The sequence below is a fragment of the Acidobacteriota bacterium genome (genome assembly GCA_033549365.1).
Classification (GTDB): domain Bacteria; phylum Acidobacteriota; class Aminicenantia; order Aminicenantales; family Saccharicenantaceae; genus JAWSUF01.
The window spans coordinates 264,804-286,443 of sequence record JAWSUF010000001.1 but is presented as its reverse complement, the minus strand read 5'-3'; the positions used below and the strand labels follow the sequence as shown (position 1 = coordinate 286,443).

Here is a 21,640-nt window from a genome sequence, read left to right as displayed (position 1 = left end):
GATGACCGCAACCGGTCGAACGTCGGGCGGACGAGGGCCCGGCAGACCCGACACGCTGTTTTTCAAGACCGAAACTCCCGGCCATCCCCTCGGCTACAGCTACGTCACAATTACAAACGACGCCTATGTCATCCGCGAGGGCGACTGTCTCGAATACGAGATCTATATCGACACCGCGTCCCCCCTCAGCCAGGCGGGCGTCGACATCCACTTCGCCTCGGGGCGGGCTCTCCGCGAATCCATGGTCTCGGACCAGGACGGCCTGTCTTCCCATCCGTTGACAAATCTTTACGATGCCCGGGCCGCCTGGCACCGCCGGTTCATCGATCTCTCCGCTCTTAACGGCGAAGTCACGGCCGGTGTCGAAATCGCCGTCGTCGCTCCGGCGACCGGCGTCTATATCGCCTGTTTCCGGAACATCCGCATCACTCGGGATGGGCGGACGGTCCACGCCTTTTACGAGGGCGGCGAACCCAAGACGACGTCAAGCTGGATTCGGCTGGCCTTCGAAAAGGATGTCGTCGAGGCCATTCGCTGGGAGGACTTCCGGAAAATCAAGGTCCGCCATGTCGGACCGGAGGGACTCTCGCCGGAGATCCGTCTGGCCGAGGCCATGGTCGGTCTTGAAGCCGGACGGGAACGCTCGCTGCGGCCTCTGATCGATGAGGCCAAGTCGGTTCTCGACGTCGAGGCCTACGCCCGCGGCGACGAAGCCGCATTCCGGGCCTCGCTCGACCGGGTCGGCCGCATTCTCGAACCCATCCTGGCCGAGGCCCGGACCTTCGCCGTCCATCTCGTCGGCCATGCCCATCTCGACATGAACTGGCTCTGGACCTGGGACGAGACCCGGGCCGTCTGCCTGCGCGACGCCGCCTCGATGATCCGTCTTCTCGACGCCCATCCGGACTTCCGGTTTTCTCAGAGCCAGGCTGCGGTCTACAAGGCGATCGAAAATAACCGGCCCGACCTGTTCGAGAGAATCCGGGGGCATGCCGCCCGCGGGGCCTGGGAAGTTACGGCCTCGATGTGGGTCGAGGCCGACGAGAACATGGCCTCGGGAGAGGCGCTCGTCCGCCAGTTTCTCCTGGCCGACCGGTTCATCCGCCGCCGCTTCGGCCGCGGCCCCGTCGTCTGCTGGCAGCCCGATCTTTTCGGCCATGCCTGGACCATGCCCCAGATCCTCCGCGGTTGCGGCGTCCGCTATTACTATTTCACGCGCTGCGGCAAGCAAAATCCTCATGTCTTTCAATGGGAGGGGCCGGACGGATCGCGCGTCCTGGCCGCGGCGACGCCCGGATACAACCTTTCGGTCGGCGGCGATATCCTCACCTCGGCCTTCGAACTTTATAAGAGTCAGGGGATCAAGGACTATATGCACGTCTACGGCGTCGGCGACCACGGCGGCGGCCCGACCGAGCGCGACATCGCCCGAACCCGCGAGCTGGCCGCAGCCCCGGTCCTGCCGGATTTCCGGTTCGCCACGGCCGAAAGCTACTTCGCGGCGGTCGAGGCGAAAAGCCATGAGCTTCCCGTCGTCCGCGACGAACTCCAGTTCATTTTCGAGGGCTGCTACACGACCCACGCCGACATCAAACTCCGCAACCGGCAGTGCGAGAATCTGTTTCCGACACTCGAGACTTTCGCCGCGTTGGCCCTGCCCTATGAGTCGCCCTATCCCGGGTCCGTACTCGACGCGGGTTGGGAGCGGACCTGCTTCAACCAATTCCACGACATCCTGCCCGGATCGGCCATCCGCGCCGCCTACGACGAGGCCCTGCCCATAACCGACGGCGTCCTTGCGGCCGGCCGGTCGGCCCTGCGGAAATCCCTGGAAGTTCTGGCCGGACATGTCGACGCCCGGGACATTCGGGGCGAGCTCATTGCCGTCTTCAATCCCTGTTCGTGGGAGCGTTCGGACATCGCGACGGTCGTGCTTCCTCTGGCCGAAAACGAGTGGCCTGAAATCCGCGACGGGAGGGGCCGGGTGATTCCCAGCCAGGTCACGTCCCGTTCGGCCGAAGAGGCCGAAGTGATCTTTTTGGCCGAGGGTGTGCCCTCGCTGGGCTATGCGTCTTTCGGCTGGCGGCCGTGCTCCGGACCTCATCCGGGAGACGGCGCCCTGTCCGTCTCCGGGGATCTCGTGGTCAATGAGCATCTCGTCGTCCGCGTCGATCCTGAAACGGGCGCACTGCGCGGACTGGCGCTCAAGAGCGACGGCCGGGAATTCGTCATGCCGGGCGGCGCAGCCAATGTGCTCCAACTTCTCCACGAAAAAGGAACGGAGATGTCGGCCTGGACGATCGGGGAGATTCTGTCGACTGAAGAGCTTCTGACGCCCGAATCCTTCGAAATCGAGGAGCGGGGCCCCGTCCGCATCCGCCTGAAAGCCGTGCACAGGCGGCGGGATTCGGTTTTCGTTCAGCGCACGGAGATCTGCCGGGGACTGCGCCGGGTCGCTTTTCCCTGCCGTGTCGATTGGCGGGAGGCGGGTTCGCGCGAGACGGGGAGCTTCTTCCTCAAAGCCGCTTTTCCCTGGGATTTCAATTCAGATGCGGAAGCCGTCTTCGAGATTCCTTTCGGGACGATCCGCCGCCCGACTGACGGTCGCGAAGTCCCGTCCCAGACCTGGATGGATCTCGGCGACGGCCGTTACGGCGTCTCCCTTGTCAACGATTCCAAATACGGCTGCGACATCCGGGGGAATGTCATGCGGCTTTCGCTTCTGCGTTCGTCCTACGATCCCGATCCTCTTCCCGATTTCGGGCGCCATGTCTTCTCTTATGCGGCGGTTCCTTACGCCGGCACATGGAAAACGGCCCGGACGCTCCGCGAGGCTGCGGCCTTCAACCGTCCTCTCCCGGCCGTTGCTGTTTCCAAGCCGCAGAATGCCGGGTCATGGCCGGCCGCCCGGTCCTTTCTCCGCGTCTCGGCCGATAACATCGTCGTCTCGGCCTTCAAGAAGGCCGAGGAGGGAGACGACTTGATTCTCAGATGCCATGAAACGGACGGGAGGGAGACCGAGGTCGCTTTCGCCTTTCCGTTCCGCCTGAACGATGTCCGCGAAACCGATCTTCTGGAGCGGGATATCGGGGGTTCCGGCATCCGTCGTGACGAAGACGGCTTCTCGGCCCGCGTGCCCCCTTACGGAATCAGAACCTTTCGCCTGACGCGCGAGCCTCATCGGTGGCCCAAGCGCCATGCTTTCCAGGCGATCGATCCGTCGAAAAAGGACTGGGAACCATGAGAATGACCGAGGACCAGAGAAAGGCCGTTCTGCGGAAATCGCCGCAGGCCGTCCCGGCGGCAGCGTCCGTCCTTCCGGCCGCCTGGATGAAGCACCGCGAAGCCCTTGAGGCGATCGTCCGGCGGTATCCCCATCTTTTTCCGGGCGAAGGCGGCGCCGCGCGCGACTATGATGCCGTCTGGAGTCCGACCTACGTCGAGGGCCGGCATGTCGACGCCTGGGGATGCGAGTGGAGCAATGTCAAGACGGGGATGGACGGTCTGGTCACGGGCCACCCGCTGCCCCGGCGCGAGGACGTCCGCGCTTTCGAACCCCCGGATGTGCTTGTGGGCGGTTTTCCTCACGGATTCATGTATCTTCGTCTGGCCGATCTCCGCGGTTTCGAAAATCTCATGATCGATTTTGCCGAGGAGCCGCCCGAGCTTCAAATCCTGATCGACAAAGTCCTGGCTTTCAATCTTCGGGAGGCGGAAAGCGTCCGGCGCGGGCTCCGGAAAAGCGGATCCGAAGATGATCTCATCGTCTTTGGAGACGATCTGGGCCATCAGAAAAGTCTGCCCGTGAGCCCGGCGATGTGGCGGAAATATCTCAAGCCCTGCTTCACCCGGATTTTCGCCCCGTTCCGGGAGGACGGCCGCCTCGTCTACCTTCATTCCGACGGCTGCATCCATCCGATCATGTCCGACCTCATAGACTGCGGCGTGGACGTCATCAATCCCCAGATCGGAGCGAACGGTCTCGACAACCTTGTCCGGACCTGCCGCGGCCGGGTCTGTGTCGACCTCGATCTCGACCGCCAGATGTTTCCTTTCGGCTCGCCCGAGGAGATCGACGCTCACGTCCGGGAGGCCGTCGAGGCCCTCGGTTCGCCGGAGGGCGGGCTCTGGCTCAAGGCGGAGATCGGCGACGACGTTCCGCTCGAAAACATCGAGGCCGTCTGCGCCGCACTCGACCGGCACCGGATGCGGTTTTCCGGGGAACGGGGCGGGGAGGCGAGGCCGTGAATCTAGGGGTTCTGGATTGGGCGATCGTCGCGGCGGCGGCCGTATTCGTCATCGCCGGGGCGATATTCAGCCGCCGCTACATGCGAAGTGTGGCCGACTTTCTGTCGGCCGGCCGGACGGCCGGACGCTACGTCATCAGTGTCTCGCAGGGTGTCGCGGCCCTGGGCGCGATCACCATCATCGCCAATTTCGAAATGAACTATATGGCCGGCTTCCCCATGACCTGGTGGGGTTTCACCATGGGCGTCGTGCTTCTGGCCATTGCGCTTTCCGGATGGGTCGTCTACCGGTTTCGGGAAACGCGGGCCATGACCATGGCCCAATTCTTCGAGATGCGATACGGCAAACGGTTCCGCGTCTTTGCGGGCGGTCTTGCGTTTCTGTCCGGGATCGTCAATTTCGGTATCTTCCCCGCGGTCGAGGCTCACTTTTTCATCTATTTCTGCGGATTGCCCAGGACCATCTCCCTTCTCGGACTCGAAGTCTCGACCTTTGCCCTGATCATGTTTATCCTGCTCTCCATCGCGCTGTTTCTGGTCTATGCCGGGGGGCAGGTCGCCGTCATCGTCAACGACTTCCTGCAGGGACTGTTTGTCAACTTTGTCTTTCTCATCGTGATTGTCGTTTTTGTCCGGATGTTTACCATGGACCAGATTCTGGCCGGGCTGCAACAAGCGCCGCCCGATGCCTCGCTGATCAATCCTTTCCAAACGAGCCAGGCCCGTCATTTTAATCTCTGGTTTTATTTGATCGGGGTCTTCGGTGTCGTTTACAGCGTTCTGTCGTGGCAGGGGACGCAGGGCTTCAACAGCTCGGCCAAGAGCGCCCACGAGGCCAAAATGGCCGGTGTTCTGGCCGGCTGGCGGAACATCCCCCAGATCGTCGTTTTGCTCTTCATCCCCGTCTGCGCCTACACGGTCATGCATCATCCCGATTTCATCGGTCAGGCGACGGCCGTCCGGGACACGCTCAGCGGGGTTGGCGACAGAATTCTGGAGAGCCAGTTGACGGTTCCTCTCGTTCTGACCCACCTCCTGCCGCGGGGACTCATGGGGGCTTTCACCGCGGTCATGCTGCTGGCTTCGATCAGCACCCTCAACACCTACATGCATTCCTGGGGGAGCATCTTTGTCCAGGACGTGCTCATCCCCTTGAGGAAAAAGGGCTTTTCGCCGACGCGCCACATCATGGCCCTGCGCTTGGCCATCGCGGGAGTGGCCGTGTTCGTTTTCTTTTTCGCCATGCTCTTTCGCCAGACCCAGTACATTCTGCTTTTTTTTGCGGTGACGGGGGCCATCTATGCCGGAGGATCCGGTGCGGTCATCATCGGCGGTTTGTACTGGAAACGGGGCACGCCGGCCGCGGCTTGGTCGGCCATGATCTCGGGATCGCTCATTGCCGTCGGGGGGATCGCCGTTCACCAGATTTGGGAGGATTTCCCGATCGACGGCCAGGTCATCTGGTTCATCGCCATGGCCTTGTCCATCGCGGTTTATGCGGCGGTGTCGCTGCTCGGCCGGCGTCGGGAGTTCGACATGAACAAGGTCCTGAGGCGGGGCGATTACGCAGTGAAGGGTGACCACAAGGTCGTCGAAACCGCTCCGATTCGCGGGCTGAGGATGCTCTACATGGGAAAAGAGTTCACTCGCGGTGACAGGATCATCTACATTGCCTCTTATCTCAACACGTTTCTCTGGTTCGCCGTCTTTGTCATCGGAACCGTCCTCAACCTGACCCGCCATGTCTCGGATGCCGACTGGATGAAATTCTGGTCGGTCTACCTCGCCGTCAACATCGGTCTGGCCGCGGTTATCGTCGTCTGGTTCACGATCGGGGGGATCCGAAACCTCCGGGAGATGTTGTCCGAGCTGAAGACCCGGATTGTGGATCATGAAGACGACGGCCGTGTCCGCCACGAGGAATTCGTCAAAAAAGAAGGCGGTGTTGCCGATCGTTGACCCGTCGGATCGGATATGCATATAATCGGTCCCATCGACGTCCGGGTCCGGCGCGGGCCGGCCGATAGACAATAGACGAAGGAGGAAAAGCATGACAGCCGACAAGGTCACGAGAGTCACGAAACAGTCCTGGGGCAACCGCCTCGGCGGCTCCATCAAGGGGATCGGAGCCGGATTTATCATATTCCTGATCGCCTTCCCGGTTCTGTTCTGGAACGAGGGACGCTCCGTCAAACGCTATAAAACGCTGAAAGAAGGCGCGGGCGTCGTGCTGCCCGTCGGGCCGGACATGGTCGATCCGGCCAACGACCAGAAACTCATTCATGTTTCCGGACAGATGGTGACGGACGAAATCCTGAGCGACCCTGAGTTCCCGGGCGTTTCGGTGAATGCCCTGAAACTGCGGCGCAAGGTTCAAATGTATCAGTGGATCGAATCGTCTCAGAGCGAAACCAAAAAGAAAGTCGGCGGCGGGACGGAGACCGTCACGACCTACTCTTATGCCATGGGCTGGTCGGACCGGTTGATGGACCACACGAAATTTCAGGAACCGGCCGGACACGAAAATCCCCAGGCCATGCATATTCCGGGAATGGAGTTTCAGGCCTCCCATGTGACCCTGGGCGCGTTTGTCGTGCCGCCCGACATTGTGAGCGGTCTGTCCTATCGCGACCGATACCGTGTGCCGGCCGATGCGAGGTCCGAATCTTATATGAGCCATGTCACGGGCGATCTCATTTATGTCGGATATGACCCCGCCGAGCCCCGGATCGGGGATATGAAGGTTGAATTCGACGCGGTCTTGCCCGGTCTCTTCAGTCTTGTGGCCAAGCAGACCTCCAATACGTTCGCGGCGTATTATGCCAAGGCGGGCGGAAGCATTCTGCTTGTGAAGCCGGGTTTTCATGGCGCTGAAAGTATGTTTCAAGCCGCCCAATCCGCAAACCGTCTGCTGACCTGGATTCTCCGGCTGGTCGGTTTCCTCATGATGCTCATCGGATTGAAAATGGTCTTCGAACCTCTAGGTGTTCTGGCCGATGTCCTGCCGTTCCTGGGAAGCATCATGCGGGTCGGGACGGGCTTTGTGGCCGGTGTTCTGGCGTTTGTTCTGACGCTGATCACGATCTCGATCGCCTGGCTGTTCTATCGTCCTGTTTTGGGTGTGACCCTTCTGGTGATTGCGGGCGGGGGGATTTATTTCCTGATAAAGAAGCTGAAGGCCAAAAAGGCCGCTGCCGCAACGCCGGCCGCTCCGGCCGCACCTGCAGCGGGTTAGGAGTCACATATTATCGTGGACTTCAAAGGACGGACGGCGATCATTACCGGGGCGGCCTCGGGAATGGGCGAGGCGACGGCGCGCGAATTTGCCGAGGCGGGAGCGCATGTCGTTGTCGTGGATATCGATGCCGAGGGCGCGGAGAGGGTTGCCTCGGAAATCGGCGCCTCCCCGGCGGTTGTCGGCGATGTCGGCAATTCGGAATTCTGCCGAGCTGCGGTTGCGGCCGCCGTCGAGCGCCACGGGCGCCTCGACATTCTGGTCAACGCCGCAGGGATCATCGTCCGGGCGCCGGGAGAGACGACGAAGGACACGCAGTGGCGGCGCATCATGAGCACGAACCTCGATGGCGTGTTTTTCATGTGCCGCGAGGCTGTGAAACGAATGAAGGCGCAGGGGCGAGGCGCCATCGTCAATTTCGGGTCGATCTGGGGCGATGTCGGCGCGGCCGGCGTCGCGGCTTACTGCGCGACCAAGGGCGGCGTCCACCAGTTGACCCGGGCCATGGCGCTCGACCATGTCAAGGACGGCATCCGGATCAATGCCGTCTGCCCGGGCGAGGTCGACACGCCCATGCTTCGTTCCGAGAGGCAGCGGCCGCCGTCGGCAGATGACATGAAGAAAATCGCCGACACCGTGCCCATGGGCCGGCTGGCCCGGCCGGTCGAGATCGCGAAGGTTGTGCTGTTCCTGGCCTCGGATGACGCGAGCTATATGACCGGGGCGATGGTCACGGTCGACGCCGGATTCACGGCCCGCTGAGACCGGGGAATCGAACTGAGACGGTGCAGGCCGGGAGAAGCGGATGTCGCGCGGAGACTTGTTTGCGAGCGAAGTGATGGAACGAGCTTCCCGGGCCGACCGTCGATCGCTTCTCAACGCGTGGAGTCGAAGGATGAGGCCATGGATATGAGACCGCTGGGCCGATCGGGCCTGAAAGTTTTTCCCCTAGTCCTGGGCACGGATAATTTCGCCAATCCGACGCCGGAGGATGAGTCCGTCCGAATCGTCGACCGGGCGATCGAGGCCGGTGTCAATCTCATCGACACGAGCAACAGCTATGCGCGCGGCGAGTGCGAGCGCATCCTGGGAAGGGCCTTGGCCGGGGGAGAGAAGCGCGATCGGGTTCTCGTCGCGACCAAGGTGTTCTACCCGACGGGTCCGGGGCCGGACGATCGCGGCGGATCGCGCCGTCACATCCTGAAGGCCTGCGAGGATTCTCTTCGCCGCCTGGGGACGGACCGCATCGACCTTTACCAGCTCCATCGGCCGGATTTCAATGTCCCTCTCGAGGAGACATTGGGGGCGCTCACGGATCTCGTGCGGGACGGCAAGGTCCGCTTTGTCGGGAGTTCGACGTTTCCGGCCTGGCGGGTCATGGAAGGCCTGATGTGGAGCGAACTCAGGGGATATGCGCGGTTCGTCTCTGAGCAGCCGCCTTACAATCTCCTTGACCGGCGGATCGAAAATGAGCTGGTGCCGATGTGCCGAACGCATGGGGTGGGTCTTCTGCCCTGGTCGCCGTTGGCCATGGGCATGCTGGCCGGGCGATATGCTGACAACGGGGGATTTCCGACCGATTCGCGGGCGTCTTTGCGAGGCGGGATTTATGCGGAGCGGGTGACACTCCGGGCCGTGGCCGCCGGAAACCGGTTTGCACGTTTGGCCGCCGAAAACGGCCTGTCACCCGTGCGCATGGCTGTAGCCTGGGTCAAGGACCGGCCGGGCATTACGGCGCCCATTGTCGGACCGCGAACCATGGAGCAACTTGAGGATTTCCTGGCGGCGGCCGACATGACGCTTTCCGACGAGCTCCGCGCCGCCTGCGACGCCGTTGTCCCGCCCGGATCCGCCGTCGCCGACTTCCACAACACCTCCGGCTGGCTCCCTGCTCTGGCTGCTGGAAGTTATTGATAATAAGAAAAATAAGTATTTTTTGGCTGCTCTGGCTGCTGGATATCGCTGATATTAAATAAGATCTGATAAATCGAAAAATTAGTGATTAAGTAAATATAATATTATCAATATTATCCAGCAGCCAAAGCGGAGAATGTTTGGGCATAGATTGACAAATACGGATCCGGAGCCTAAATTCATTAACAGGCAAAACAGGAGGTGATCATGCCCGGAAGACTCGGCAGGCTGGTCCTGATACTAGGACTGGTTATCGCCGTGTTGCCGTCATGGGTTTTTTCCGGAGATTCCGGTTGGACGTGGATGAACCCCCGTCCTCAGGGTAATCACCTCTGGGGTGTCTGGGGAAGTTCGGCGACGGATGTTTTTACCGTGGGAGAGTCCGGCACCATCCTCAATTATGACGGCAACAGCTGGACGGCTATGTCAAGCGGTACAACCTGGGGTCTCTATGGCGTCTGGGGGAGCTCGGCGACGGATGTTTTTGCCGTGGGAGGTTCCGGCACCATCCTTCATTATGACGGCATAAGCTGGTCGGCCATGACCAGTGGGACTTCGCAATGGCTCAGGGGTGTTTGGGGGAGTTCGGCGACGGATATCTTTGCCGTGGGATATGACGGCACCATTCTGCATTATGACGGGACGGAATGGTCGGCCATGTTAAGCGGCACGACGCAGTCACTCTGGGGTATCTGGGGGAATTCGGCGACGGATGTTTTTGCCGTGGGCGATGGCGGCACCATTCTTCACTATGACGGGACAGACTGGACGGCCATGTCAAGCGGCAAGACGCAGTGGCTCTACGGCGTCTGGGGGAGTTCGGCGACGGATGTCTTCGCCGTGGGGGGCGGCACCATTCTTCACTATGACGGGACGGACTGGTCGAATATGCCAAGCGGTATGGCTCAAACACTTCACGGTGTCTGGGGGAGTTCGGCGACGGATGTCTTCGCCGTGGGGGGCGGCCCTATTCTTCACTATGACGGGACGGGCTGGCGGGCCATATCGAAAAATCCGCCTCGGAGTCTCCTTAATGTCTGGGGGAGCTCGGCGACGGATGTTTTTGCCGTGGGAGGTTCCGGCACAACCCTTCACTATGACGGGACGGACTGGTCGAATATGTCAAGCGGCACGATGCAAACACTCTATGGTGTCTGGGGGAGTTCGGCGACGGATGTCTTCGCCGTGGGGGGCGACCCTATTCTTCACTATGACGGGACAGGATGGTCGGTCATTTCAATAAGTCCGCCTCGGAGTCTCCTTAGTGTCTGGGGTAGTTCGGCGACGGATATCTTCGGCCTCGGATTTTCCGGCTCGATTTTTCACTATAACGGGACGGAATGGTCGGCTATGACCAGCGGGACTTGGCAAAGGCTCCGGGGTGTTTGGGGGAGCTCTTCGACGGATGTTTTTGCCGTTGGCGATGGAGGCACCATTCTTCACTATGACGGGACGGGCTGGTCGGCCATGAGCAGCGGCACGACGCAGAAACTCGAGGGTGTTTGGGGGAGCTCGTCGAAGAATGTCTTTGCCGTAGGAGATGCCGGCGCCATTCTTCACTATGACGGGACGAAATGGTCGAATATGTCAAGCGGTACGACACTCACGCTTTACGGTGTCTGGGGGAGCTCGGCGACGGATGTCTTCGTTGTGGGCTTCTTAGGGATTATTTTTCACTATGACGGGACGGGCTGGTCGGCCATGAGCAGCGGCACAAATTGGCATCTCTATGGCGTCTGGGGGAACTCGGCGACGGATGTTTTTGCCTTGGGCGATGGAGGCACGATTCTTCACTTTGACGGGACAGGCTGGACAGCCATGTCAAGCGGTACGAACCTCACACTTTACGGTGTCTGGGGAAGCTCGGCGACGGATGTCTTCGCCGTGGGGTATGGCGGCACCATTCTTCATTACTCCCCTGCTGCAACCTCACCGACTGTCACAACCGAAGCCGCATCCGCCATCACGAGCAACTCCGTCACCCTGAACATGAGTTTCACTACGGGTAGCTATGGCTCAGTAGATATCCGCTTCGCTCATAGAAAAACTTCCGACTCCGCCTGGACCTACACCGATTGGACGACGAAATCCACGGCCGGCGACCATGCCGAGGCGATCGCCGGGCTCGACTCCGACACTCCGTATGATTTCAAAGCCCAACTCACGTATAACTCCACGATTCTGAGCGGCGACACGCTGCAGTTCACGACGAGCGGTGTCGCTCTGCCCCCGGCGATCGGATTGAGTCGGAATAGCCTGAGCTTTGGCTACGAGATCGGTGGTCCGCCGCCGTCGGCGCAAAAGGTGCTGATCACAAACATCGGTGGAGGTACGCTCGATTGGACGGCAGAGGCGAAAAGTTGGATCCGAGTTGCCCCGGCTTCGGGAATCGGGGACGGACGGATTGCGGTTTCAGTCGATGCGGTGAGTCTTGCAGCGGGGACATACGCAAGCCAAGTGAAAATCGAGGCCGCCGGAGCGGCGAACAACCCCCAGACGATCGATGTGACGCTGAATGTGATCGCCTCGGGAGCGTCGGTTCCACCGTTCGGGCATTTCGATACGCCGGCGGATGGTGCGATGGTCTGCGGCGCGGTGCCGGTGACGGGTTGGGCGCTTGATGATGTCGAGGTTGTATCCGTCGAGGTCAAGCGTTCGCCACATGCTTCGGACCATCTTTCGGCGATAGGCTTGGACGGGCTCGTCACTATCGGGGATGCGATCTTCGTCGAGGGAGCGCGGCCTGACATCGAAGCTGCCTTCCCGGATTATCCGATGAACTATCGCGCCGGCTGGGGCTACATGCTTCACCCGAAAATGCTGCTGGCCGGCATCGATGGTCCGTTCACATTGCACGCCTTTGCCGTCGATAATAGCGGGAACCGGACAAAGCTGGGCGAGAAGTCGATCACGGCGGACTATGCGAAATCGGAGCTTCCGTTCGGGACGATCGACACGCCGGAACCAGGCGATGTGATATCGGGTGCCTCTGACCGGTATTTCGGCTGGGCACTGACGCCGCCGCCGAATATGATTCCGGAAGATGGGTCGACGATTACGGTGTGGGTGGACGGTGCGAATTTCAGCCGCCCGATCTACAACCACGACAGGGAAGATATCGGGACGCTGTTTCCCGGCTATGCCAACTCGAGCAGAGCCGGGGGGCTCTATTCCCTTGATACAACGGACCTTGCGAACGGCGTACATACGATTGCCTGGGGGGTTGTCGATAATGCGGGGAATGCCGCCGGAATCGGCTTGCGGTACTTCACGGTATTGAATCTCGGAGCGAAAGATCGCGTTGCAGATGAATCCATGTCGAGGCCGTTCGAAGATCGCTGGGAACTATCGGAAATCGCAACCGTTCCGACGGCGTACAAGGAGCCGGTCTATGTGAGCAAGGGCTATGACATGGCGCGTGCTCCGGAAATGGTCCAGGCCGGTGCGGCCGGCACGGTGAACATCAGGATTGAGGAAGTCGAAAGAGTGGAGCTCGTTCTCGGTATCGAGGCCATGGAGAGGGCCGAGCGGTCGGGCCGATTCTTAGGAAGAGGATCCGGCGCGCGGCCGCCTGCCTCGGCCCGGATGAAGCCCGATCAATCTTTTTCCGGCTATCTCGTCGTCGGCGATGAGCTGCGTCCGCTTCCGATCGGATCGACGCTCGATTCCCGATCCGGCGTCTTCGCCTGGCAGCCGGGGCCCGGTTTCCTCGGGGAGTACGCGTTCGTCTTCGTGCGCGAGCGCCGAGGAGGCCTGCAGGACAAATCCGTCGTCCGGATCACAATCGAACCGAAGTTCTGAGGCTGCTCTGGCTGCTGGAAGTTACTAATAACAAATGAATTGGAGCTTAAATAGCTGTTTTTCCGGCCGAAAAAATTCTAAGTTGTTTATTATCAGCTAAATCCAGCAGCCAAAGCAGGATTCAGGTGCGACAGGCGGCGACGAGTTCGCCGATCGTGGACTCGGCCAGGCCGACGACTGTGTCGGCGGCGCCGTAATAGAGAAGGCCGCGCGCCTCGTCGGGCGCTCCGTCCTTCGGATGATCGCCCTCGACAATCATGCCGGAGGGAAAGACCACGTTGGGAACCTGTCCCGTGAGCTCGTAAAGCTCTCGGGGTTCGAGGATGTTGTAGCGGCCGCGGGCGATCACGCGCTCCGGGCGTTCGAGATCGAGCAGCATGACCCCGGCCTGGTAGATGGGCTGGTAGTGCAGGGCGATGCCGTGGTAGACGAGAAGCCAGCCGTGGCGCGTCCGGACGGGCGGCGGACCCGGACCGATGAGTTCATCCCAATAATGAAAACGCCCTGAGGCAACAACCCCGCGGTCCCGCCACTCGATGAGGTCTTCGGATTCCGAAAGATGAATGTCCGAACCGGAGACGGGCCCGTCGGCGACGCGGACTTTATTCGGGCGGTCCAGGCACAGGAAACGTCCGGCGATTTTCTCAGGGAAGAGAACGCCGTTTCGGACATCGCCGCGGGACACAATCCCGATGAAGTCATATGTTTCAAAATTGTCGGTCACGGACAGACCCAGACTGCAGCGTCCGTCCATGTCCATGGCGAAAAGGATATAAAAACGATCTTCGATGCGCGTGATCCGGGCATCGTAACAGTGATAGACGGGCTCCTTGACCTTCTCGATACCCCGGAAAACGATAGGGGAGGGATCGATCCGGAAATCGATGCCGTCCCGGCTCACGGCCTTGAGGAAGAACGTCTCCCGCCCCCGATTCTGTACGCGGAGGAGAAGGAGAATGTCATCTCCGAATCGAACGGCGCCGGGATTGAAAATCGAAGTCACGTCGCGAAGCGCCGGATGGCGGTCCGGAATGTTCGTTCGGGTCAGGATCGGGTTTCTGCCGCTGCGCCTCATGCACCGATTCTATCAGAACATAATAGCCGTTCCAATTGATTTTCTTCATGTCGATTCCCATTTCTCGTCCTTTCTTTCTGTCTGCTTTGTCTGCTTTGGCTGCTGGAAGTCGTTGATATCAAATAAAATCTAAAAAAATCTTGCGTTTTAAGCCCCAATAAAGAGATAAATCCATTATTATGAGTAATTTCCAGCAGCCAAAGCAGAGGGGTCGGAGGGGTCGACAAGGGAGGCGGCATCGGCTATGCTGTCCGCTGTCATATCTATCGGCCGCTGTGCTTTTCAAGACTGCAGCGGATCGAAAGCAATGGAAAAGGAGCATCCCCTATGATGCATGATATTCGAAAAGCGCTCATCACCGGAGCCTCGGCAGGGCTGGGCGAGGAATTCGCCCGTCAACTGGCCGCCTCGGGAACGCATCTCATCCTTACGGCTCGGCGAAAAGACAGGCTTGAGGCCCTGGCCGCGGATCTCGAAAAACAATTCGGCATATCCGTCGAAATCATTCCGGCCGACCTCGTCGAAACATCGGACATCGAGCGTCTGGAAAAAAAAATTGCCGCAACCCCCGACCTCGACCTCCTGATCAACAACGCCGGCTTCGGCCGTATCGGCCGCTTTGCCACCCGGCCGATCGAACCATCCCTCGAAATGATCCAAGTTCACATTGTCGCCTTCATCCGCCTGGCTCGGGCCGCCCTTGCCGGAATGCTCGCCCGGAATCGCGGAGCCCTCATCAATGTCTCTTCAGTCGCCGCCTTCTCGACGCTCTCCGGTGCGATTTACAGCTCCTCGAAGGCGCTTCAAGTCATGTTTTCCCTGAGTCTTCAGAACGAACTTCGAGAAACGGACATCCGCATCCAGGCGCTTTGCCCGGGTTTCACCCATACGGAATTCCATCAAGTCATGGGCATGGACAAATCCGCCATTCCCGCCTTCATGTGGATGACCGCGGAGAAAGTCGTCCGGATCTCTCTCCGCTCTCTCCGTCGCCGCCGCAAGGCCGTCTGCATCCCCGGCTTCGGAAACCGCCTGAATGCCTTCCTGATGAGATGCCCGACGACAGCCGCCCTCATCCATGCCTCCGGGCGGCTGGCTTTCGTCCGGAAAAAAATGGAGGAATGAATCTGCGGCATATCCCTGTCGGGAAAGATGTGCAGTCGGAAAGACGCATGAGAACGGCGCGAAATCCGGCTTTCGGCGCGTTCCGTGTTTATGGTACAATTTACTCGATGAAAGGGAAATTCGTCCTTCTGTTTCTCATTTCTATTCTTACGGGAGGGCTCATGGCGCAAGACACGACTGCCGAGGCCCCGGATCTCGCCGTCCTGGTTCCCTCGGAGGTTTCCGGCTGGAACGCCTCCGGCGACGAAGTCTTCGACCCCGAGACGATCTTTGATTACATCAACGGCGCAGGCGAGGTCTATCGGTCCTACAATTTCTGCCGCGTCCTGGCCCGCCGCTTTGAAAAGCCGGATGCGCCGGATCTCGTCGTCGATCTCTTCGATATGGGATCGGCCGAAGACGCTCTCGGCGTTTTCACCCACGACCTCGAAGGCGAGGACGCCTCCGTCGGCCAGGGTTCGACCTACAAGGGCGGTCTCCTTTCCTTCTGGAAAGACCGCTATTTCGCCTCGATCTATGCGGAAGCCGAAAACGAAGAGACCCGGGCCGCCGTCCTCGATCTCGGCCGCCGCATCGCCACCGCCATCCCCGATGAAGCGCCCCGCCCCGCCATTTTGGGCGTTCTGCCGGAAAAGGGCCTCGACACCGCAACCGTCCGCCTCTTCCGTACCCACCACGTGCTGAACTATCACTTCTTCGTCGCCGACGGAAACCTCCTGGACCTGGGTCCGGAGACTTCCGCCGTTCTCGGCTCTTACCCGGCCGGCCTGCGTATCCTGGCGGTTGCCTATCCCTCCGCCGATGCCGCGCTTGAGGCCTTCCAAAAATTCCGTGAAATCTACATGCCCGACGCCTCGGATGCCGGCATCGCCCGGACCGAGGAAGGCCGCTATACCGCGCTCCGGTCGTCGGGGCGAGGCCTGGTCGTCGTCATCGGCGCGGCCTCGGAATCCGCTGCGGCCGAACGGGCCGCTGAAACGCTGTTGAATTTCGAGCGTTCCGGCTTCTGACCGGCACGTTCGTTTGACGTCAAAGAAGGAGGAGACATGGCCAAGAAAACAATCACCCGCCGAGATTTTCTCAAGGCGGCGTCCGTTGCCCCCCTGGCGGCGGCGTTCGTCCCCGCCCTGAAAAGCGGACCACTGACGAATCCCGCATCGGGGGCAGAAAAAGCCCGCGTCGTCCTCGTCCGAGATACGGGCGCCCTCCGAGCCGACGGCACGCCGGATCCCGATGTCGTCCGCCGGATGCTCGACGAGGCCGTCTCCGCCATAACGGGAGAGACGGACGCGCTCGCCGGTTGGAAAACCCTCATCCGGCCCGACGACATCGTCGGCATCAAGTCCAATGTCTGGCGCTTCATTCCGACGACAACCGAGGTCGAGCAGGTCCTCAAGGGCCGCGTGATGGGTGCCGGGGTCGCCGAGGACAGAATCGGTATCGATGACAGGGGCGTCCTTCGCAATCCCGTTTTCCAGCAGGCGACCGCCCTGATCAACGCCCGGCCCGCCCGGACGCACAACTGGTCGGGTGTCGGCAGCCTGATCAAGAACTACATCACTTTCGTGCCGCGCCCCGCGGAATGGCACGGCGACACCTGCGCCGACCTGGCCAAGATCTGGTATCTCCCCGAAGTCAAGGGCAAGACGCGCCTCAATATCCTTTCGGTACTGACCCCGCAGTTCCACGGCGTCGGCCCCCACAGCTTCAGCAAGGAATATGTCTGGGAGTACAAGGGTTTCATCGTCAGCCGCGATCCGGTGGCCGCCGACGTCATCGGGCTTCGGATTCTCGAGGCCAAGCGCCGCGAGTACTTCGGCGACGACCGGCCGCTCCAGCCGACGCCTCATCACGTCTTCCTGGCCGATACGCGACACGGCCTCGGCGTCAGTTCCGAGGACCGCATCGAACTCGTCCGGATCGGCTGGTCCGAAAACATCCTGATCTGAGGAGGATCACACCCCGTGCCGATTTACGAGTACCGCTGCCTCTCCTGCGGAAAAAAAACGTCATTCCTCACCTTGTCCGTCAACGCGGCGCTCGATCCGAAGTGCCGGGCCTGCGGGTCCGCGGACATGACCAAGCTCGTTTCGCGCGTGGCCGTTTTCCGCTCCGAAGAGAGCCGTCTCGACAATCTGGCCGATCCGTCCAGCCTGGCCGGCCTTGATGAGAACGACCCGAAGAGTGTGGCCCGCTGGATAAAAAAAATGGGCCGCGAAATGGGGGATGAGATGGGCGACGATTACGAAAGCGAGATCGATCAGGCCGTCGAGGAGGCCGAAGGCGGGATGGGCGGCGACGGCGATGACTTCGGCCCCGGCGGCGGCGATGACGATTTCTGAGCCGCTCGCTTTCATCGCCGGCTTTCTTGTCGGCGCTGCGGTCGTCCTCGTCATTTTTTGGATACGAAAGCGTGAGGCCAAAGCCCTGGCCCGGGAGATTGTCGCCCAGGCTGAAGACCGCAAGATCCAGGACCTCGAACTGTTCCTCGGCCGCGTCCGGGAATCCTTCGGAACCCTGTCTCTCGAAGCGCTCAGCCGGAATACCGACCAGTTTCTCAGCCTGGCCCAGGAGAGGCTCAAGCGCCAGACCCAGGACGGGGAGAAGGAACTCGAGGGAAAAAAGCGCCTGATCGACCGGAGTATCGAGGCCATGAGGGAAGACCTCGACAAGGTCCGCACCCTGGTCGTCGAATTCGAAAAAGACCGCGATAAGAAATTCGGACATCTGGATGCCCAGCTCAAATCGGCGGCCGAGCAGACGGCCCGCCTCCAGGAGACGACCGGACATCTCCGCGAGGCCCTGGCCTCGTCCAAGGCGCGCGGCCAGTGGGGGGAACGGATGGCCGAGGATGTCCTCCGGCTGGCCGGGTTCGTCGAGGGCGTCAACTACCTCAAGCAGAAAACCATGGAGACATCAGGCTCACGGCCCGACTTCACCTTCCTCCTGCCCAACGAGCGGAGGGCGAATATGGACGTCAAGTTCCCCCTGGCCGGCTACATGCGTTTTCTCGAGTCGGAGACGGACATGGAGCGCGAGGCCGCCCGGGCCCAGTTCCAAAGAGACGTCCGCGGCCACGTCAAAGCCGTGACCACCCGCGACTATATCAATCCCGAGGCCGGGACGCTTGACTACGTCCTGCTCTTTATTCCCAACGAGCAGATCTATGCCTTCATCAACCAGAATGACCCCGGGATCATTGACGATGCCCTGAAGAGCCGCGTCATCCTGTGCTCGCCGTTCACGCTTTTCGCCATCCTGGCCATCATCCGCCAGGCCATGGATACCTTCAATATGGAGAAGACGGCCGGCGAAATCCTGCGCCTCATCGGGTCCTTCCGATCCCAGTGGGGTAAGTTCGTCGATTCCATGTCCAAGATGGGCGGGAAACTCGACGAGGCTCAGGCGGAGTACCACCGCCTGGTCACGACGCGGAGAAGGCAGCTCGAAAGGCCTCTCGAAAAGATCGACGAGCTTCGCAAACAGCGCGGCCTGGAGCCGGCGGAATTGCCGCTCATCGAGGCGCAGGCTCTCCCGGTGCCGGGCGCCGCGGACGGATGTGCTGATGAGGTTGCCGAGGACGACGTTGACAGCCGCGCCGATGACGTCGATGACGACGAAGGGGATAGTCCGGAAGACGATCCCAAGGCCTGTTGACGCTTTTTGATCAGATCTTCAAGCCGGGCGGCTTCCTGGAAGGATGATGCCGCTGATGTGGTGCGGGTTCAGTCCCGCTGTCCGAAGATCCCGGTCCCGATGCGGACCATGGTCGCTCCTTCCTCGATCGCGACGCGATAGGAGTGGGTCATGCCCATGGAGAGGTGGGCCATTTCGATTCCCGGGATTGCGGACGCGGCCAGTGCGTCGAAGACGCGGCGTGTTTCGCGGAAATAGGGCCTGGCGTCCTCGGGGTCGCCTTCGAACGGACCCATGGTCATGAGGCCCTCGAGGCGGAGATTGGGGAGCATGGCGATCTCCCGGGCGAGGGCCTCGACATCCTCGGGGAAGACGCCGTGTTTCTGGGGTTCGCGGCCGCTGTTGACTTCAATGAGAATGGGCATCGTCCGTCCGGCCGCCGCGGCCCGCTTGTCGAGTTCCCGGGCCAGGCGGGCCGAGTCCACGGTTTCGATCATGTCGAACATCTCGACCGCCGCTTTGGCCTTGTTCGTCTGAAGGTGGCCGATAAAGTGCCAGCGGCAGCGACGGCCGAGGGCTGCGATGGAGCGGGCGGCTTCCTGGACATAATTATGGCCGACGATCCGAACGCCGGCCTCGACGGCTTCGATGATCTCCTCCGGCGCGCGCGTCTTGGCCGCGGCTACGAGCTCGACGCCCGGCGGGAGTTCGGCCATGAGAGCTTTGACGTTTTCTGTAATCATGACGATTTCCTTTGTCTCATCGTTCTTCGAAATCCTCGGCCGCCCGGCCTGCCGTGATGAAAATTTCCCTGAGCACAACAAAATAATTTTATCACAATATGGACGGCGGGAAACGTCGCCGATATTAAGGTCTGTTGCCGCCAAGCCAAGTGGTTGTTGAGCAACTTTTGGATTGACGGACCGAAGGGACTTGCTCATCAGCGAAAGGATTGAGCTGGATGCAAGATCATTTAATCTGACGACCTGCGCGCAGGTTGACGCGGCGCATGACGATGTCATAAGCTTACCGTAAATTCCGACAAGGAGGCGTGCCATGCCCGTCCGTCTCGATGGTTTGCATCTGACGATTGAAGATCTGGTCCTTATTGCGCGACACAATGAACCTGTGGACCTCGACCCGGCTGCACTCGAAAGGATCAAAAGCTGCCGGGCCATGCTCGAAAAAAAGCTCGCGGCCCGCGAGATCATGTACGGCACGAATACGGGAATCGGGGAATTTTCCGAGATCGTTCTCAGCGACGAACAAGTCCGGGAGTTCCAGAAATATCTGATCTATAACCACGCGGCGGGGATCGGCGAACCGGCTCCGATCGAACACGTTCGAGGCGCCATGGCCGGACGGATCAATGTTCATGCCCGCGGACGGTCGGGTTGTCGCCCCGAGATCACGCTGACGCTTCTGGAAATGCTGAACAAGGGCGTAACGCCCGTCGTCTGCAGGAAAGGGTCGGTCGGTGCCTGTGGAGATCTGGCACCCATGTCCCAGATTGCGCTTCTCTTGATGGGTGAGGGAGAAGCCTTCTTCAAGGGCGAGAGATTGCCGGGGAAGGTTGCGATGGATCGAGCCGGTATTCCCGTGCCGGGGCTGGAGGCGCGCGACGGCCTGGCCGCCATAAACGGGTCAAACATGCTCACGGCCATGAGCGCCATTCATCTCCACGATATCGGGCGCTGGATCAAGCAGGCCGAGATCGCCTGTGCCATGTCGCTCGAGGCTCTGGTCGCCAACCTCAAGCCATATGACGTTCGGTTGCATGTTGAGCGGGGATTCGAGGGCGCCATCCGGTCGAGCCGGGCGATCATGAAATGCATTGAGGGAGGGGACCTTCAGACGGGTAAGATGAAGACCAAGGTCCAGGATGCCTACTCCATGCGCTCGTCGCCTCAGGTCATCGGCGCCGCTCGCGACGCCGTCGCCCATGCCCGCCGTCAGGTCGAGATCGAACTCAACGCAACGGCCGACAATCCCATTTTCCTGCCGGAATTCAACCTGACCCTGACCGGCGCCAACTTCCAGGGGAGTCCTGTGGCCCTGCCGATGGATATGGTCGGGGCGGCCGTCACCATGGTTTGCGTCCTTTCGGAGAGGCGGCTCAATCGGCTGACAAACCCGGCCCTGAGCGTCGGCCTGCCGGCTTTCCTGACGAAGGGAGCAGGCATGTTTTCGGGCATGATGCTGAGCCAGTATACGGCCGATATGATGATCGTCGAGCAGCGGATTCTTTCCATGCCGGCCTCGATTCAGTCCATTCCTGCCGCGGCCGATCAGGAGGATTTTGTCTCCATGGGCATGAACTCGGCGCTCAAAAACGAACAGATCCTGGACAACGCTTACGGCATTTTGGGGATCGAGTTTATGGCCGCGGCCCAAGCTCTCGATTTCCGGACGTTCACGCCGGGCCGGGGATCAGAGACCGCCCGCCGGGTTATCCGCCGGCACGTCCCGCATCTCGACGAAGACCGGCCCCTTTATCCCGACCACAACATTATGAAAGGCCTCGTTTGCTCAGGTGAGATTCTGGAAGAGGTCGAAAAGGCCGTCGGCCCCCTCGACTGACTTCTCCCTGCTTTGGCTGCGGGAAGT

Annotated in this window: 15 protein-coding genes; 13 read left to right on the top strand and 2 right to left on the bottom strand. The window is 60.7% G+C overall.

The window, feature by feature from the left end; genetic code table 11:
* Position 1: 1 nt before the first annotated feature.
* The 7 genes from SCM96_01155 (at position 2) to SCM96_01125 (ending at position 13,197) form a co-directional block, all read left to right on the top strand.
* Complete coding sequence (locus SCM96_01155) at positions 2–3,244, top strand: glycoside hydrolase family 38 C-terminal domain-containing protein (GenBank protein MDW7759230.1); 3,243 nt, start codon at positions 2–4, stop codon at positions 3,242–3,244.
* Positions 3,241–4,248 carry a uroporphyrinogen decarboxylase family protein gene (locus SCM96_01150; GenBank protein MDW7759229.1) on the top strand — a complete coding sequence of 336 codons (1,008 nt, stop codon included), beginning with the start codon at positions 3,241–3,243 and terminating at the stop codon, positions 4,246–4,248. Before SCM96_01155 ends, SCM96_01150 begins: the two co-directional genes overlap by 4 nt.
* A complete protein-coding gene (locus tag SCM96_01145) occupies positions 4,245–6,206 on the top strand; it encodes a sodium:solute symporter (protein ID MDW7759228.1) in 1,962 nt (653 codons plus the stop codon). The genes SCM96_01150 and SCM96_01145 overlap by 4 nt, the downstream gene beginning before the upstream one ends.
* A 91-nt stretch (positions 6,207–6,297) precedes the next feature.
* Entirely contained in the window at positions 6,298–7,482 is a 1,185-nt protein-coding gene (locus tag SCM96_01140; protein ID MDW7759227.1) for a TMEM43 family protein, read from the top strand.
* A 15-nt stretch (positions 7,483–7,497) separates the two neighbouring features.
* Positions 7,498–8,244 carry an SDR family oxidoreductase gene (locus SCM96_01135; GenBank protein MDW7759226.1) on the top strand — a complete coding sequence of 249 codons (747 nt, stop codon included), beginning with the start codon at positions 7,498–7,500 and terminating at the stop codon, positions 8,242–8,244.
* A 141-nt stretch (positions 8,245–8,385) separates the two neighbouring features.
* The gene (locus tag SCM96_01130; protein MDW7759225.1) at positions 8,386–9,396 is read left to right on the top strand and encodes an aldo/keto reductase; all 1,011 of its coding nucleotides are present in this window, start codon (positions 8,386–8,388) and stop codon (positions 9,394–9,396) included.
* A gap of 207 nt (positions 9,397–9,603) precedes the next feature.
* Positions 9,604–13,197, top strand: a complete 3,594-nt coding sequence (locus SCM96_01125) for a hypothetical protein (protein MDW7759224.1) — start codon at positions 9,604–9,606, stop codon at positions 13,195–13,197.
* Between the two features lie 121 nt (positions 13,198–13,318).
* On the opposite strand, the gene SCM96_01120 is transcribed toward SCM96_01125, so the two are convergent.
* A complete protein-coding gene (locus tag SCM96_01120) occupies positions 13,319–14,272 on the bottom strand; it encodes a glycoside hydrolase family 130 protein (GenBank protein ID MDW7759223.1) in 954 nt (317 codons plus the stop codon).
* Positions 14,273–14,599: 327 nt separating this feature from the next.
* Between SCM96_01120 and SCM96_01115 the strand changes: the two genes are divergently transcribed.
* From SCM96_01115 to rmuC, 5 genes are all read left to right on the top strand, one after another.
* Entirely contained in the window at positions 14,600–15,397 is a 798-nt protein-coding gene (locus SCM96_01115; protein ID MDW7759222.1) for an SDR family oxidoreductase, read from the top strand.
* Positions 15,398–15,558: 161 nt separating this feature from the next.
* Positions 15,559–16,407 carry a DUF6599 family protein gene (locus SCM96_01110; GenBank protein MDW7759221.1) on the top strand — a complete coding sequence of 283 codons (849 nt, stop codon included), beginning with the start codon at positions 15,559–15,561 and terminating at the stop codon, positions 16,405–16,407.
* A 36-nt stretch (positions 16,408–16,443) separates the two neighbouring features.
* On the top strand, positions 16,444–17,346 hold the full coding sequence (locus SCM96_01105) for a DUF362 domain-containing protein (GenBank protein ID MDW7759220.1): 903 nt from the start codon (positions 16,444–16,446) through the stop codon (positions 17,344–17,346).
* 15 nt (positions 17,347–17,361) lie between these two features.
* Positions 17,362–17,739 carry a zinc ribbon domain-containing protein gene (locus SCM96_01100; GenBank protein ID MDW7759219.1) on the top strand — a complete coding sequence of 126 codons (378 nt, stop codon included), beginning with the start codon at positions 17,362–17,364 and terminating at the stop codon, positions 17,737–17,739.
* A complete protein-coding gene (gene rmuC, locus SCM96_01095) occupies positions 17,726–19,054 on the top strand; it encodes a DNA recombination protein RmuC (protein ID MDW7759218.1) in 1,329 nt (442 codons plus the stop codon). Before SCM96_01100 ends, rmuC begins: the two co-directional genes overlap by 14 nt.
* 68 nt (positions 19,055–19,122) lie before the next feature.
* Here rmuC and SCM96_01090 read toward each other — a convergent pair whose 3' ends face one another.
* Positions 19,123–19,776 (bottom strand): YggS family pyridoxal phosphate-dependent enzyme, encoded by a 654-nt coding sequence (locus tag SCM96_01090; protein MDW7759217.1) that lies wholly within the window; start codon positions 19,774–19,776, stop codon positions 19,123–19,125.
* Positions 19,777–20,089: 313 nt separating this feature from the next.
* On the opposite strand from SCM96_01090, the gene SCM96_01085 reads away from it, so the two are divergent.
* Entirely contained in the window at positions 20,090–21,613 is a 1,524-nt protein-coding gene (locus tag SCM96_01085; GenBank protein ID MDW7759216.1) for an aromatic amino acid ammonia-lyase, read from the top strand.
* Positions 21,614–21,640: the final 27 nt, after the last annotated feature.

What these genes read in the sequence shown, in the direction of transcription:
- SCM96_01090 (MDW7759217.1), bottom strand. Translation starts at nt 19,776, where the DNA reads ATGATTACAGAAAACGTCAAAGCTCTCATGGCCGAACTCCCGCCGGGC.
- SCM96_01120 (MDW7759223.1), bottom strand. Translation starts at nt 14,272, where the DNA reads ATGAGGCGCAGCGGCAGAAACCCGATCCTGACCCGAACGAACATTCCG.
- SCM96_01150 (MDW7759229.1), top strand. Translation starts at nt 3,241, where the DNA reads ATGAGAATGACCGAGGACCAGAGAAAGGCCGTTCTGCGGAAATCGCCG.
- SCM96_01125 (MDW7759224.1), top strand. Translation starts at nt 9,604, where the DNA reads ATGCCCGGAAGACTCGGCAGGCTGGTCCTGATACTAGGACTGGTTATC.
- SCM96_01085 (MDW7759216.1), top strand. Translation starts at nt 20,090, where the DNA reads ATGCCCGTCCGTCTCGATGGTTTGCATCTGACGATTGAAGATCTGGTC.
- SCM96_01115 (MDW7759222.1), top strand. Translation starts at nt 14,600, where the DNA reads ATGATGCATGATATTCGAAAAGCGCTCATCACCGGAGCCTCGGCAGGG.
- SCM96_01130 (MDW7759225.1), top strand. Translation starts at nt 8,386, where the DNA reads ATGGATATGAGACCGCTGGGCCGATCGGGCCTGAAAGTTTTTCCCCTA.
- SCM96_01105 (MDW7759220.1), top strand. Translation starts at nt 16,444, where the DNA reads ATGGCCAAGAAAACAATCACCCGCCGAGATTTTCTCAAGGCGGCGTCC.
- rmuC (MDW7759218.1), top strand. Translation starts at nt 17,726, where the DNA reads ATGACGATTTCTGAGCCGCTCGCTTTCATCGCCGGCTTTCTTGTCGGC.
- SCM96_01155 (MDW7759230.1), top strand. Translation starts at nt 2, where the DNA reads ATGACCGCAACCGGTCGAACGTCGGGCGGACGAGGGCCCGGCAGACCC.
- SCM96_01140 (MDW7759227.1), top strand. Translation starts at nt 6,298, where the DNA reads ATGACAGCCGACAAGGTCACGAGAGTCACGAAACAGTCCTGGGGCAAC.
- SCM96_01110 (MDW7759221.1), top strand. Translation starts at nt 15,559, where the DNA reads ATGGCGCAAGACACGACTGCCGAGGCCCCGGATCTCGCCGTCCTGGTT.